The 14,265-nt window shown below is 48.5% G+C and carries 13 protein-coding genes; 5 read left to right on the forward strand and 8 right to left on the reverse strand.

The window, feature by feature from the left end; translation table 11 throughout:
- Positions 1 to 60: 60 nt before the first annotated feature.
- The 4 genes from AB9P05_RS24325 to AB9P05_RS24340 all read left to right on the forward strand — a co-directional run bounded on the left by AB9P05_RS24325 (position 61) and on the right by AB9P05_RS24340 (position 1,441).
- Complete coding sequence (locus tag AB9P05_RS24325) at positions 61 to 249, forward strand: hypothetical protein (protein ID WP_371911504.1); 189 nt, start codon at positions 61 to 63, stop codon at positions 247 to 249.
- Between the two features lie 63 nt (positions 250 to 312).
- Positions 313 to 558 carry a transposase gene (locus tag AB9P05_RS24330; RefSeq protein ID WP_371911505.1) on the forward strand — a complete coding sequence of 82 codons (246 nt, stop codon included), beginning with the start codon at positions 313 to 315 and terminating at the stop codon, positions 556 to 558.
- A 66-nt stretch (positions 559 to 624) separates the two neighbouring features.
- Positions 625 to 837, forward strand: coding sequence for a hypothetical protein (locus tag AB9P05_RS24335; protein WP_371911506.1), 213 nt, complete (start codon positions 625 to 627; stop codon positions 835 to 837).
- 31 nt (positions 838 to 868) lie between these two features.
- Positions 869 to 1,441, forward strand: a complete 573-nt coding sequence (locus AB9P05_RS24340) for an IS3 family transposase (RefSeq protein WP_371911507.1) — start codon at positions 869 to 871, stop codon at positions 1,439 to 1,441.
- Between the two features lie 90 nt (positions 1,442 to 1,531).
- On the opposite strand, the gene AB9P05_RS24345 is transcribed toward AB9P05_RS24340, so the two are convergent.
- The 6 genes from AB9P05_RS24345 to AB9P05_RS24370 all read right to left on the reverse strand — a co-directional run bounded on the left by AB9P05_RS24345 (position 1,532) and on the right by AB9P05_RS24370 (position 9,241).
- Positions 1,532 to 1,933: a hypothetical protein gene (locus AB9P05_RS24345; protein ID WP_371911508.1), complete on the reverse strand. Its 402-nt coding sequence runs from the start codon at positions 1,931 to 1,933 to the stop codon at positions 1,532 to 1,534.
- Entirely contained in the window at positions 1,933 to 2,514 is a 582-nt protein-coding gene (locus AB9P05_RS24350) for a hypothetical protein (RefSeq protein ID WP_371911509.1), read from the reverse strand. The genes AB9P05_RS24345 and AB9P05_RS24350 overlap by 1 nt, the downstream gene beginning before the upstream one ends.
- Positions 2,515 to 2,684: 170 nt before the next feature.
- A complete protein-coding gene (locus tag AB9P05_RS24355; RefSeq protein ID WP_371911510.1) occupies positions 2,685 to 3,035 on the reverse strand; it encodes a hypothetical protein in 351 nt (116 codons plus the stop codon).
- Positions 3,035 to 3,427 (reverse strand): hypothetical protein, encoded by a 393-nt coding sequence (locus tag AB9P05_RS24360; protein ID WP_371911511.1) that lies wholly within the window; start codon positions 3,425 to 3,427, stop codon positions 3,035 to 3,037. The genes AB9P05_RS24355 and AB9P05_RS24360 overlap by 1 nt, the downstream gene beginning before the upstream one ends.
- A 394-nt stretch (positions 3,428 to 3,821) precedes the next feature.
- Complete coding sequence (locus tag AB9P05_RS24365) at positions 3,822 to 4,244, reverse strand: hypothetical protein (protein WP_371911512.1); 423 nt, start codon at positions 4,242 to 4,244, stop codon at positions 3,822 to 3,824.
- A 110-nt stretch (positions 4,245 to 4,354) separates the two neighbouring features.
- Positions 4,355 to 9,241: a fibronectin type III domain-containing protein gene (locus tag AB9P05_RS24370; protein WP_371911513.1), complete on the reverse strand. Its 4,887-nt coding sequence runs from the start codon at positions 9,239 to 9,241 to the stop codon at positions 4,355 to 4,357.
- A gap of 260 nt (positions 9,242 to 9,501) precedes the next feature.
- On the opposite strand from AB9P05_RS24370, the gene AB9P05_RS24375 reads away from it, so the two are divergent.
- Positions 9,502 to 10,128 (forward strand): helix-turn-helix domain-containing protein, encoded by a 627-nt coding sequence (locus tag AB9P05_RS24375; RefSeq protein ID WP_371911514.1) that lies wholly within the window; start codon positions 9,502 to 9,504, stop codon positions 10,126 to 10,128.
- Between the two features lie 632 nt (positions 10,129 to 10,760).
- Here AB9P05_RS24375 and AB9P05_RS24380 read toward each other — a convergent pair.
- Together AB9P05_RS24380 and AB9P05_RS24385 are read right to left on the reverse strand one after the other, a co-directional pair.
- Complete coding sequence (locus tag AB9P05_RS24380) at positions 10,761 to 11,522, reverse strand: hypothetical protein (protein WP_371911515.1); 762 nt, start codon at positions 11,520 to 11,522, stop codon at positions 10,761 to 10,763.
- A 1,593-nt stretch (positions 11,523 to 13,115) separates the two neighbouring features.
- Complete coding sequence (locus AB9P05_RS24385; protein WP_371911516.1) at positions 13,116 to 14,225, reverse strand: glycoside hydrolase family 43 protein; 1,110 nt, start codon at positions 14,223 to 14,225, stop codon at positions 13,116 to 13,118.
- Positions 14,226 to 14,265 lie beyond the last annotated feature (40 nt).

The raw sequence follows: 14,265 nt of genomic DNA on the forward strand, positions 1-14,265 counted from the left end.
GGGAATGGTTTCGTAGATGACATCAAGCTTGTCACAGTCGCCATCCGCATTGGTTATTGCTTGCTTGTAGATGTCCAGGTAATATGGATGAGCGATAGGGGGAATGTGAAACCCTATCCTGTGGAGCAGCTTTTCAAACTCCTGAAAGGTGTAAGCCCACAGGCGAATGGCGGTGCCTTCTTTATCCGCATAGGGTATGTCGAGGTAAAAGCCGGTGTGGGTATGGCGTTCGGGGTCAACAGATTGTAATACTCCCCAAAATTGGGACCATCAGTTAAGATGATAATTTTTAGTTACCTTTAACTGATAGTAATGAAAAGAAGTAGGAGAAAATTTTCACCTGCCTTTAAGGCAAAAGTGGCTATAGAAGCCCTTAAAGAGCAACAGACCTTATCTGAGTTAGCTCAGCGTTTTGAAGTTCATCCCAATCAGATCTCGTTGTGGAAACGTGAGTTTCAGGAAAATGCCGATAAAGCTTTTGGGGAGAAAAGCTCAAAAGAGGAGCCACAGATTAATGTGGACCAGCTCTTATCAGCAGATCGGACAATTACAGGTTGAGAATGACTTTCTAAAAAAAAGGCGGGGGGCCGCCCCCTTGAAGAAAACCGGCCTTTAAAACAGCGATTGGCTCTGGTTGATCCCAGTCATCACCTCAGTATTCGCAAACAGAGTGAGGTTTTAAATATCCCCCGTAGCAGCTTTTACTATAAGCCTGTGGGCGAGTCTATAGAGAATCTGGACTTAATGGAAACCATGGATCGATTGTTTACCGAAGATACTACTCTGGGTGTTATCGGTATGCAGGATGAGCTACGTGAGCGTGGTCTGTTTATTTAATGTCAAACGTATCCGTCGGCTGTTGCGCAAAATGGGTGTAGAACCCATCTATCCGAAGCGTAATTTAAGCAAGTTGGGTCAGGCAAAGTATGTCTATCCATATTTGCTGAAAAACCTGACTGTGAACAGAAGGAACCATGTTTGGGCTATTGACATCACTTATATTCCCATGGCAAAGGGGTTTATGTATCTGACAGCGATAATCGATGTGTATAGCCGCTATATAGTAGGCTGGCAATTATCCAACAGCCTGGACAAAAAAACCCAGACGACTTTGCTAGCATCCTGTATAGAAAAATATGGTAAGCCAGAAATTATTAACTCAGATCAGGGTAGCCAATACACCTGTTCACACTGGGTAGAAAGCTTGAAAGAGTGGCGTATAAGGATAAGTATGGATGGAAAGGGCAGGGCAACCGATAATGCCTTTATTGAGCGGTTCTTCAGGACACTAAAGCATAAACATGTATACTTATATCTAGCAGATGACGGACTTACCTTATACAAGGGTATCGACAGGTTTATCCAAAAGTATAACAATAAAAGAAGGCATCAGGGTATTGGCAGAATAAAACCTGCCGAGTTGTTCAAACTGGCTGCCTAATTCAACTAAGACTAACCAACTGGTGGTCTAATAAATGGGGAGTGTTACCCTTTGCCTATTTGAGCAATCCATATTCTATTAATGAAAATATTATTTAACTAAGGATGGCCAACTCTCGTCACCAATTAAATAGGATAAGATGAACTTATTAGCAATAAATAAGTAGTTTTTTATCTGATTGGTCACCTTTTCCTTTGAAGCAAAGGGAATATTCATTTTCACAGGATACTCATCCGATAAAACGGTTTGTGGATGAATGCTATTAATTAAAGATGGAAGCGTCACTTCATCTATTGAACTTAAATTTTTACTAACAAAACAAGTAATATCTCCTTCACCATATTCTGAAAAATACAAATACCCATTTGGAAATTCAATGATAATCCCATCAGGTAGGTCGTCTTCCAAATTGGATAGATCAACCATATTATTTTCCAATAATGCACTATGTATTAGTTCTTCAGTAAGAAATCTTTCTGGGTAATATTCCATTATTTTAAAGCAAGTCCACTTTCATCAATTATATAACCTTCAGATCGCAACAAGTCCACTTCTCTACCAAATATAGACTTAATTTTATTTCCGGATAAATCCAGAACAAATTCATTGGTCCCCCTTTTAGTTACATAAACAGCTAAATCATCATTCGGGTTAGATACTAATCGAATATTATCATTTCTTCTAATAGCCCCCTCAAGCCATGGCTTATTCACATCTTCCCAAAATTCATCTGTAACTTTTTTCCAATAAGCTGTCTCCTGCCCGGCATTAAGTAGAGAAATATACTTTTGCTGAATTAAACCCCATTTTGGAGAGAATAGGCTATTTATAGCTCTTGGGTTTGGACCCCTTGATGTAAGACCTGGCAAAGCCAAACCACGTTGTTTGACTATTCCCACCTGATCTAAATTTCCTGTTATAGTAGTTGTTTTGGTCGGGTCTAAATAAATTATATTCCCACCAAAAATCTTTCTTTTGCTTATTATTTCTAAGTAGTTCCCTTTATAGAATTTACATATTAGTTTACCTGATGATCTTTTTATATCTAGTAATTTAAATTGACCTTCAGCCACCTCCCTGGTCCTCCTTATCAAACTCTCAATGCCGTCAGCAGCAGACCCGGACAGCAGGCCTATCTGGATGTAAAAGCTCACTTCTTTCCATTTCTCGCATAATTCGGTGGCAGTGGACTGACAAGCGATGAGCGTTAGTACTTATTATTCATTCGAAAAATATTATTGTTTTAAACTTTTATCATATTATTTATATGATCCTCTTCATATATATGAGGAAAGCAATCAATTATTGACAAATCATTAGTAAGATCACCACCAATTTCTATTCCTGTTACCTTTTCTGTAAGGTATTTCCCACTTTCAAATAATTCATGATCGGGGAGAATCATCGAATCCTCATACTTTTCATTGAATTTTTTTATTAAAATTTCAACTTGATCAGCATTCAGTTGAAATTTTTGACCGTTGTACCAGATTATAGGACCACTATATTTCTGACCTTTACTATCTCCAATTTTCTTACCCAAAGGAAGAAAAATTGTAGTAATTGGAGAATAACAATAGTAATATACGCCCATTAGTTCATGAAAATTTTTTGCCTCTTTTCAATAATTTCACCTAATTCATTTAATATGATTACTTCAGTATTTCGATATAAATTAACTTTAGCTATATCAGATGGTTCATTGCTTTGAAGTAAGGACTTTCTACTTCCTCTAAATTTACCCAACCAGTTTCCAGCATCTATAGCTGACCTAACTTGTATGAAAATCAGATTGCCACTTGCTTGATTTTGTGCCGCATAACTTAATTCTCTATTAAAGCTATTAAAGCCCCCTCCAATAGATTTGACTTCTATTTTAAAAAGTTTTCCTTGTTTGTCAACAAAAACCACATCAGCACCAGCACCTCCTGTTCCCGCAATATTCAATATATCATATTTTTCCGGCTTCAAGTCATTAAAAATCATATTGGCATTTTTTTCGCTTAATGGAAATTTTGGATTACTATCTTCAATAAGCTTTTGAACTAATTGTCGATGTTTTACCTCCCTGGTCCTCCTTATCAAACTCTCAATGCCGTCAGCGGCAGAAGCGGACAGCAGGCCTATCTGGATGTAAAAGCTTACTTCTTTCCATTTCTCGCATATTTCGGTGGCAGTGGACTGACAATATTATGTCAATCCTTTGCCTATTTGAGCAATCCATGGTTTTTAGGTACTATTTTCAATGAACCTATGCCATTTTCTTCACCTGTCTTTCTTCTCCTCCTAATCTTTTAGCTAAATCATTTAACATGCGATATTCAGAGTCTGTATTACGTTTTCAAGTTCCAGAAGAACCACATTTGTGAAGCCTTTACTATTAAGTTTTTAAACTATTGATTTGTGCTTCTATTCTACTTTTGAAAATCTCAGGATTGCCCAAAATTTCATTCATTGGGAATTCCAAGTACTCGACTGCCTCTGGTGAATCATTAGGCAATGAAACTTGTAACCTACCATCACTACCATCTAATAATACTAAAACCTTGAAGACTCTTTCCTCGAAGTTGAACCTCATAAATGGAGGAGTTATCTCTATATTCTCTAACCTAAGAGTACCTAAGCATAGTTTAAGATTGTACAAAACCTTCTGCTGCTCTTGCAACTCAGAAGAGACGTAATTCTTCCCCAATTCGGTTACCTTAAATGCCTCTCGTTGCTTCTTTTCAGGGTCACATAAGCTAATGAAGTTGTTATCTAATAATATTCTATAATATTCTCCTGGTAAATGTCTCGCTTTCATCAATCTAAATCGGTTATTTACTATCATTTCAAACTGATAGATCGAGAGCTTTTGATCAAGAGTAACTAAATAGCTTAGTACAGATTTTAGGTGCCTTTCAGGAATATTCATTATTGCTCTACTGACGGATGATAAATTGATGTTACTCTTTCATCAATTTGATAATCTTCTAAACTTGCCGTGTGCGTATTATCCCATACCCCTGCTGGGTCTTCACCATCAAGGATATCTTTATTTTTATACCTCTGATACTCGATTAACTCGTGGGTGTAAAATCTCTTGTCATAATCTGTGGCCTCTATTTCACCTCTTTCTATTTTTTTGAGACGCTCTATCATACCTTTATTTTCTGGGGAGCCAGGAAACCTACTTAAATGTTTTTCAACATCATTTATTCCATTTTCGGAAATGGTAGCGCTTCTCCAATCAAGCTTTTGAATCGCTCCTCCTGCATCATCAGGATCAAAATGCCTTCCTGAATACTCGCCCACAACTTTAAGTTCACCAGGATTATAAACATCTTTATTATCCAATCTGCCTATGACTGTATCATCTGCTTGCTTCACAACACTACCTGGCTCAATGGTCAACCCATTGTCCATATATCTTCTGGCCTTCGTTAGAGCTGTAACATCTCTTGTGATATTGTCACCTAGATTGGATTCTTTTAACACCTTCCAAGCCTCAACCAATCCCGGATTACTTTCAAATGTAGCTAAAATATTGGCATCTGAAAGGAGATCGTCGAGCCTGCTGAGAGTAGCTTCATCGAAACCAGATGATACTATTTTGTTTCTTAAGGACTGATTTTTAATACCATCAAGGTGCCTGTAGAGGGCCAATGGATTATCAGCCACCTCCCTGGTCCTCCTTATCAAACTTTCAATGCCGTCAGCGGCAGACACGGACAACAGGCCTATCTGGATGTAAAAGCTCACTTCTTTCCATTTCTCGCATAATTCGGTGTCAGTGGACTGACAAGCGATATCGGTGAATGCTGCCAGATTATCACCTACGGCCAGCGTAAGCCTAAATAGGGCTCGCAAGGTTCTGGAACTTTGATAGGCCCGGTAGGCCGCTGAGATTTCACCTATGCCCACGGACAGCAGGGTAATATCCAGGGCCAGAGACATGACTGTTTCCTGTGCTTCCTGCTCTTGCTTGTTAATGATAAATGCTGCCAGTAAAGCAGGAACGCTTTCCAGCACGGTGCCCTTTGATAAGCCTACATCTTTATGACTATGGTTTATCCTAAGCCCTACCATTTCAAATGGCCTCAGGTTAAGGGTATCCAGCGTGAGGGTATGCGTTGGTCCAGGGCTATTGAGAGATAAGCTCGAAATAAGCTCAAAGTGCAGATGGCTTCCCAACTCTGATACCTGCCAGTGATTGGAAAATGATTCATCCTGGCTGGAGAATATAAAAGCGACTTTGCCAGGTGAGTGATATAGATCGGCAATCCTAATAATGGCTCGTAACAGCCCCATACGCGTGTCGGAATCATCTATGGCCCTAAGCATAGCGACTTGGTCCACATCTTTCTCAAAAAGTGGCACAAAGGTCTCGACATCCGATACACTTTCCAGCAACTTTACCAGCATGGTCTCCTGGGTGATGTCTGTATTAGCCTCACCTAAAAGTAAATTGATGAGTTCGACCCTGGTGGCAGCAGCAAATTCCTCGTAAACGCAGACAGGAGATGAGCTCAGTATGGTGAAGACCTCGTCTTCATCTTGTTCTGCGAGTAGCTTTTTGATCGCATCTACTTTGCCTTTTATGTAGTTACTGTAGGAAGTATTGGTTCTTTCAAATACCTGGATGAGTTTTTCAGCCTGCTCCTTATTTTCGGTATCAATCTCGATAGCCCCTCCCCCGGGGCTGGTAAACCTGACGCCATAACGGGGGGCTGTATATACGTTTCCTTTTTCGGCAACACTATGTCTTTCCTGCCTGTCTACATGGAAGTATTCTATAGAAGAGCGGTCAAAGTATTGCAGGCCATAGGCTGTATTGGGAAGTTGGATGTCTTCAATACTTATGCCTTCCAGCAGACTTTTATCGGCAACACCTGAAAACCATTTGAAAGGAGCTGCCCAGAATTTTGCCGGATCTTCGTAGTGGTAAAAGAGAAAGGCTCTTTCGCCATTATCTCTCGCACAGTAGTAACTATTGATAAGCTCAATTACATATTCTTCCCTGACTTTACTGTAGGCAGAAACCTCCTCATCCCCGGTCAGTAGCCCCCATACGGGTCGGGGGTTGTGGATGAGGTCCCACTGGTGTTTGTGCAGCTCGGTACCGAAAAAGGTGTAGTCCATCAGGTTTTTGGTGGCCCACTCCTCCAGGGCGGGAGCCTCCACGAAGGTGTGCGGGAGCCGGAAGGCGCCGTGGCCGAGCTCGTGGGCGATGGTCTTGTCGAAGTGGTCGGGGTTACCGATGCGGGAGGTGAAGATGAAGCCGAACTGGCGCTTGTAGGGCATAAAGCCGGCCCTGGCGTTGTGCGTTCCGTCTTCGTCTATGGCGCTTTTGGGGGTGTGGACCAGGAAGAGGTAGTAGGTGCCTTCTGCTGTCTTATGCGCCTGCTCATAGCGCCTGATGAGCTTTCTCATCTCAGGGGTGTAGTTGGAGAGCATGCCGGTATTCCCGTCGTCCAGGGCGCCGTCTCCATCGGTGTCGTAGTCGGCGGTAAAGGCTTTCTCGTAAGTGACGGTCCAGTTGACTACGGCGGGGCCATAGGTGGCTTTCAGGGCTTTTAAGATGTCTGCTCCACGGCGGGGCTTCATGTAGCCGGCCCCGTTGACGGGCACTACCTTCAGGGTGAAGTGCTCGGGGGCGTAGCTTACCGTATTGAGTTTCCCACTGAGGCTCTCAGTGCTGTCTTCAGCATTGGTGCGTATGGCCTGCAGGTAGCCTTCTTCTTTATCGCCCTGGCCGGTGAGTAGCAGGGTGTAGTGCTCATCATCGGTCTTTTCGAGGATGGGTACGGGCTGGCCTGTTTCTGTGTAGAGCTTAAGATTAGTTGTATCACCCTGTAGGGTGACTCTGTCGGTCTGCCCGGTGGCCAGGGCCTTCCAGGCGATGGGATAGGTATCTGTTCCTTCACTAAGGGGCAGGCTTTCGTAGTGCTCAGCGTAGGCGTCATGCAGTTGGGTATCGAAGCCGTAGTGCTGGCCTTCGAAGGCGGTGAAGTAGACGGGCTGGCTGATGCTTTCTCCTTCGGCCAGGGCGGTAGCCTGGGCGTCGGGCTCGATGATGGGGCCTATGCGGCCTTCCTCATCGATCACGATGGTACGGCCCTGGCTGTCAGTCACGGCTACGCTCTGGCCGGCGGGCTGCTGGATCTCGAGGGTCTCACCGCTGGCGAGGGTGACAACGTAGGTGCGTGAGTCGGTGGTCGCTTCGTTATTGCCTTCGGCCGGTTCTTTCAGGGTGACGGCTTCAAGGTAGCCGGAGACGGTGATGGTGGTATCGGCCAGTTGCTGCCGGTCTTCCCAAAATTCTTCTATGCCTTCCCGCCACTCATCGAGGGGCTTGCTGAGGGCATGGACGAGCCCGTCGGTCATCCGGTAGTCGGTATTGATGGCGATGCGGTCGAACTGTACAGGAAGGGTAAGGCCCATCCAGGGGACGTAGATGGTGCCTCTTCCGCTGAACACACCGTCGCCACCGCGGACTTCCTGCAGGCGCATGGTGAACTTGCCTACAGCGATCTGGTCACCGACAAGGGCATTGGGCAGGGGCTCCCGGTTGGTGATTTCGGGCAGGGGGCCTTCATCATCATAGCAGGCCTGCTCAGGTGGGGTCTGGGTGGTAAAGGCGGTGACCGGGCTCCATTGGCTGGCGATGCCGTTGCGCACCACGCCGGCCTTTACTTCGTAGGGGGTGCCGGGAGCCAGCTCCCGGGCGATGAAGACCGTGTCGGTGATATCGACGCTGTGCCAGGGCCAGTCGGGCTGGTGGGTAGGGCGGTACTGCAGCCGGTAGGTGGTGGCCTGGCGACGCCGGTTGTCTCTGTGGTAGCCGGCAAAGGAGAACCTGGCGTGGACGTGGCTGAGGGCCTCGGCGCTGAGGTCGCTGAGGGGAGGCAGGTCGGCTACGGGGGTGCCAGGTACGAAGGCGCAGACCCGGCTGTAGCCCTGGTTTTTGAAGGTCTCTTCGGGAGAACCGGTTAGTACAAAGCCGGATTGGTCATTTAGCTGTGCCTGCACGCGCCAGGCGTAGGTAAGGCCTTCCTGCAGGGGCGGTAGCTCGAGGCCGTAGGTGAGGCTGGTCTGGCGGGTGACGGTCTGGTAGAGAGGAGGCAGGCTGCGCATCGCTTCTTCGGGCTGCAGGCCCCCGCGCACTTCTACCAGGGTGAATTCGTAGGCGATGCCGCTAAGACCGCTGCCCCGGTGCATAGGGGTCCACTGGAAGAGCAAAGGCTGGCCGGGTGGGCAGGTGACCTGGCTGTGGCAGGCGGGCAGGTTGAGCAGGGGCGGGTCGGCAAGGACAAGCCAGGCGGTGGCGGTAGCGGGAGCAGAAAGAGGTACATCCGGCCTTCTGAAGTCGTAGGCCTGTACCGTGAAGCGGTAGAAGCCTTCTGGGAGCTGGCCGCCACTTTGGAGGAAGCGACTGCGGTCGTAGCCGCTGAAGTCTAGTGCCTCGGGTGAGAGGCCACTAGCCAGCTCGGGGGCGGAGAGCAGGCGGGGCATGCCACCCTGCAGGGTGATGACATTGCCCTGGTAGCCCTGTCGCGTGCTGAGCCGTATGCCGGGGCCTTCGATGGTCCAGCGGAGCTGCACCGGGTAGCTGGCCTCACTAAGGTCGCGCAGCAGGAGCTGCACCTGCAGGCTGCCGGGCTGGCCGTAGTGGCTCAGGTAGACGCTGTTGGGCGGAAAGATTTGCAGGCTGGCCTGCACGGCGGACTGGGCAGCGGCCTGTCCGAATATGCCCAGCAGGCAGAGCATACACACCCATACCTTCACCCACAGCCGTAAAAACGGCCTCCCTTTCATCATAGCTCCCATGGTACTGTCACCGGATATTATTGCACAATAAAACCAGTACGCAAATAGGAGACACCGGTACACTAATGCACGACAATATGAGCGGATTACTTACCTGACTGGGGGAATTTACTTCAGCAATATATAGCACACTTCACAAGAGAGGTGTTAAGGCACAAGAGCCATTCACAAAACATGCATATAGTTTTAAAATTTCCCTTACTCATGCGACATTGCCTTCATCTCCTTTAACCGAACCTTAAAGACCGAACATGAAAGCGATACACTATCCCAGCCTTTTCAAATACGCCCGACAGAGCATGGGCCTGAACCAGAGGGAGATGGCCGAGCGCCTTCTCGTACACCAAAGCACCATAAGTAAGATAGAAAGCGGCAGGCATTGCCCCCACAGAGGTACCATGATGGGCCTTGCGCGCCTGACCGGCCTCTCCATGCACCTGCTCACCCAAAGGGCAGCACACCATACCCGGCAGCAGGAATCAAACAAAACCACCCCGGCCAACCGCCCCGCCATCAGGTTTAAACCCGCAGACCTGCAGGTCGCCCGCTTTCGCCAAAGCGAGCTGCGTAACAAGCTGAAGGCCACCCTCTACCTGAAAGAAAAAGCCCTGCAAAGGCTACAGGCCCAGCGCTATATGCATGACCTGGCAGAGACCAATGCCCTGCAAATACTCAGTGAAGCACAGGAGATTACCAGTCACCTCCAACAGAATAATGCTCCCCCCGCCCTGCTGGCTACAGCCCGTAAAACACAACACGAGGCCGCCAGCCACCTGGCCCTGCTCCGCAAAAAAGCCATCCGCATACCCCCAGGCTACAAACTACTGCTTATGGAGGCAGAAGTGAGGCAGCTAAAAGCGAGAATAGAGGTTCTTTGAAAAGATAATGGCTAGTGGATAATTAGTGTCCATTATCCATACCCAAATAGCACCAGTCCCCGTCGTATGACGGGGCCCCCATCGGTGAGAGATGCTGTTGGGAATCGCTAAAACCTAACCCATCATCCCCACACTAAACCCGCGGAGTTGTCCCATCCGGCCTCCGGTGGTCCAGACATTTTGCTTTACCCGCACAGGTGTCCATAGCCGCAAGCTAAATCACCTCTGCCTGTAGAGGCGCGATTCATCGCGCCTTGTCCCGTCCGGCAAGAAATCAGGGAAGGGTCACAAAACCCAAAAAATGCTCATCAGCCGCCCGTCTGCAAGCCCGGCCCATAAGCTAAGCACCAAAATTCCCCTCCTGAGTCCAGGAGGGGGGGATAAAAACGCGAAGGCGTGTTTTATTTCGGGGTGGCCCGACACTCGGTGGCCCGACACTCGGTGGTCCGACTTTCGGTGGCCCGCATCCGGGAGGTTCGACTTTCGAGGTCCGACTATCGGGGTCCTACTATCGCTAGGCCTACTACCTATGGTCCAACAATCCACCTTTCAAAACCATGCAGAATGTTGCATGAGAGCCCCCACCAGTCCCATCGGGACCACGCCTTTGTAGCCAATAGAACCGAAGAAACCTAAGTGCCGTAGGCACGCAGCCCACTTTGTCGCCAGGGTATTTTTAATCCCTCATCGCCTGCGCCTAACACCATAACGGCCCCATCGGAACCTCGCCTTTGTAGCCCATAGGCACGCAACCCATCCACCCCTCTGTCCCTATCCACAGAGGCCCCACCATTAGCCGGTAAATTCGATCCAACCCCATCACCCCCTGCCACTAGTTCCTCCTCATATACCGTCACATTTCCTGCTGCGTCAGCCGCTTCCACCCGTACCCTTACCCCATTCACCAGATCCACATCCCTTTTCAGGTTATAAGCATACACCTCATTCACCATCAACTCGTTGCACTCACCACTTTCCAATACAGCACCCCTGCCATCCATCACCCTCACCTGCAAAGAACAAATGCCAAAGTCATCAGACCCATACACCTCCAGCACCTCACCCGCCTTCCCCGTAAACTCCTCTGCTACCACCTTTTCCACCACCGGAGCATGCATATAGTCCCTCACCGCCAGGTTCTGCCACGAAATAAAGCCCTCCGCCGCTGCCGCATACTTCGCAAACAGCCCATCATCCTCCTTCACCCGCTTGCTATACGCCGTAGCCTCCCTGAACCGTCTGTGATGCGCCTTTTGCTTCTCACTCAGAGGCCTCGATGATGTGGCCGGCCGGGCAGACACAATCGTCCTGCCCGCCCGCTGCCGGTACACGATCGCGCCCCGCACCATACCTCGCGCCCCTTCTATCCATGGATTATTCTCTATGACAGCCATTCTTTCCTCAGCTTTTATTTCATGTTTATTGCTGTCAAAATTAATCCCACACACTGTTCCCCCGTATTTCAGGTAAGATTATCAGTATATAGTATGAGCCTATAAGAAAGCCCCCGGCACCTCAAAGTATAATATATTTTATATCAGTCCCTTTTTTACCCTCTGCCCATCCTGTGGGTATCCCGTGGGTATCCCGTGGGTATCCTATAAGCATATGAGCATAACCTATGTGGAGATGTATATATAACTATTTCATGAAACAGTAAACAAGCTACCTCACCTTCTCAGCAAACCATTCTATATGATCACCCCATGTACCTTCCCCCGTAAAAGGCAATTCAGTCCTCACAACCCAGGCGCCTGCGTCAATCAGCAAATAATAAACCCACCAGGTCATCTAAACCACCCCTGCCTGTAGAGACGCGATTCATCGCGTCTTGTCCCGTCTGGCAAGAAAGCAGGGAAGGGTCACAAAACCCAAAAATGCTCGTCAGCCGCCCGTCTGCAAGCATAGCCCACAAGCTAGGCGGTAAAATTCCTCCTTAGCTACCGCGGAGTTGCACTCCGGGAGTCGCACTCCGGGAGTTGCACTCCGCGAGGCGTCGTCTGGCTCTTTGCCCGGAGGTAGCTCCTATCCCCACTAGCCTAACAGGCGCATAGTCCACAAGCTAAGCACCAAGCTCCCCTCCTGAGTCCAGGAGAGGTCCGACTTTCGCTGGGCCGACTTTCGGAGGTCCTTGCAGAATGTATCTCCATGCAGTCAGATACGGCAACTTCTAATTCTGTCCCCGCCGGTATGTCGGTCCAACCCTGGCCTAACAGGCGCATAGTCCACAAGCTAAGCACCAAAATTCCCCTCCTGAGTCCAGGAGGGGGGAAATAAAAACGCGAAGGCGTGTTTTATTTCGGGGTGGCCCGCATACGGGAGGTCCGACTTTCGGTGGTCCGGCTATCGCTGGGCCCGCCATCGGATGTCCAACAATCCACCTTTCAAAACCCATGCAGAATGTAGCATAAGAGCCTCCACCAGCCCCATCGGGACGACGCCTTTGTAGCCAATAGAACCGAAGAACCCCCTAAGTGCCGTAGGCACGCAGCCCACCCGCCTCTGTTACAGTGAGCCTTGTCGCACTGATGGCACCAAAAAGAAAAGCCATATAGAAGTAAGGCATTAAGTCCCAGTCAAGCACTAATCCCCGCTGTATAGCGGGGTCCCCACCGTCTGGCACACTGTTGCTATACCCACAACTGCCCTATGCACACTGTTTGCTTAACGTCTGGGCGGCATTCCGCTGGGCGGCATTCCGCTGGGGTCGTTTTAAGGCAGCAGGGTGCAAATAGCCGACGGATCCTATGCAGGCCGCCTCGGATCAGAGGCTATAGTAGCCATCATTGGAATAAGAGTGAAACAGCAGGCTTTACTTATCGGATGCTCAGTGGCAAGGGTAATCGCCAGGGCCATAGTAGGTTCTATGTACGGAACAGCTCGCATACTCTGTCGCAGCGCTTGCTACCGGTGTATATAAACTAAAAAAAGCCAGGCAATAAAATCACCTGGCTTTTGTAAGTGTTAGCAGAGTTGGATCAAGGGAATCAGGGCTCTGCCTTCACCATTGCATCAATCGTATGTATGGTGCCGTCTTCATTGTAAGTAAGTTCAGTTACTTTTACACTGCGCAAGTGTGTCTGTCCGCCACTCAGTGAACTGTCGTGGAAGAACAGGTACCACTTGCCATTATATTCTACTATCGAGTGGTGGTTTGTCCAGCCCAGTACAGGCTTTAGTATCACACCCTGGTAAGTAAAGGGGCCGTAAGGGCTGTCACCCATCCCATAGGCAATATTGTGAGTGTCTCCTGTAGAGTAAGAGAAGTAATACGTGTCATTATACTTATGTACCCAGGCAGCTTCAAAAAACCTGCGGTCGTTATCACTTACCATAATAGGGTTACCCGCTTTATCCAGCAGGTCCACGTCCCTGGGGGCTTCGGCAAATGAGGTCATATCATCGCTGAGCTTCACTATTTTTGCACTTAGAGCCGGGGCATCCTCTGCGGGGTACGTGTCTTCCCCGCTATACTCCCCGGAGCTCCAGCGCTGTAGCTGTCCTCCCCATATACCGCCAAAGTACATATAATAAGAGCCGTCCGTGTCCTTAAATACGGCAGGGTCTATGCTGTAGCTGCCCTCTATAGGCTCAGGCCGGGGGGTAAAGGGACCTGCCGGATTGTCTGCTGACGCCACTCCTATATGAAATATGCCCTCCTTATCTTTGGCAGGAAAATAGAGATAGTAAGTGCCGTCCTTCTCGGCTGCATCAGGCGCCCACATTTGCCTTTCTGCCCAGGGTACATCCTCTACAGAGAGAGCCACCCCGTGGTCAGTGATTTCGCCGCCTACGCTGTCCATAGAAAAGACATGGTAGTCTTTCATATCAAAGTGGCTGCCCAGGTCATCCTCAGGTATGCCGGATTCATAGTCGTGTGAAGGGTACAGGTATAGCTTGCCCTCAAACACATGGGCAGAAGGGTCTGCCGTATACAGGTCCGTTATAATAGGTGTAAGGCTGTCGGCCGGCTCTTCCGTTTCATTGACGGGCTCCTGTATATCAGAGGTGTTATCAGATGTATCATTGCTGCATGCCGTGCCGAGCAGGACCGGCAGCATCATGGCTGTCAGGGCGGTAAATGATCTCAGGTGCATGTGACCTTTATTTAATTGGGTTAATGAGAAATAAGTTTAC

The sequence above is a fragment of the Roseivirga sp. BDSF3-8 genome (assembly GCF_041449215.1).
GTDB lineage: Bacteria > Bacteroidota > Bacteroidia > Cytophagales > Cyclobacteriaceae > JBGNFV01.

Coding starts and splice junctions, on each gene's coding strand:
- AB9P05_RS24365 (WP_371911512.1), bottom strand. CDS start 4,244: ATGAAAGCGAGACATTTACCAGGAGAATATTATAGAATATTATTAGAT.
- AB9P05_RS24355 (WP_371911510.1), bottom strand. CDS start 3,035: ATGGGCGTATATTACTATTGTTATTCTCCAATTACTACAATTTTTCTT.
- AB9P05_RS24330 (WP_371911505.1), top strand. CDS start 313: ATGAAAAGAAGTAGGAGAAAATTTTCACCTGCCTTTAAGGCAAAAGTG.
- AB9P05_RS24370 (WP_371911513.1), bottom strand. CDS start 9,241: ATGATGAAAGGGAGGCCGTTTTTACGGCTGTGGGTGAAGGTATGGGTG.
- AB9P05_RS24385 (WP_371911516.1), bottom strand. CDS start 14,225: ATGCACCTGAGATCATTTACCGCCCTGACAGCCATGATGCTGCCGGTC.
- AB9P05_RS24345 (WP_371911508.1), bottom strand. CDS start 1,933: ATGGAATATTACCCAGAAAGATTTCTTACTGAAGAACTAATACATAGT.
- AB9P05_RS24380 (WP_371911515.1), bottom strand. CDS start 11,522: ATGGCTGTCATAGAGAATAATCCATGGATAGAAGGGGCGCGAGGTATG.
- AB9P05_RS24375 (WP_371911514.1), top strand. CDS start 9,502: ATGAAAGCGATACACTATCCCAGCCTTTTCAAATACGCCCGACAGAGC.
- AB9P05_RS24360 (WP_371911511.1), bottom strand. CDS start 3,427: ATGATTTTTAATGACTTGAAGCCGGAAAAATATGATATATTGAATATT.
- AB9P05_RS24340 (WP_371911507.1), top strand. CDS start 869: ATGGGTGTAGAACCCATCTATCCGAAGCGTAATTTAAGCAAGTTGGGT.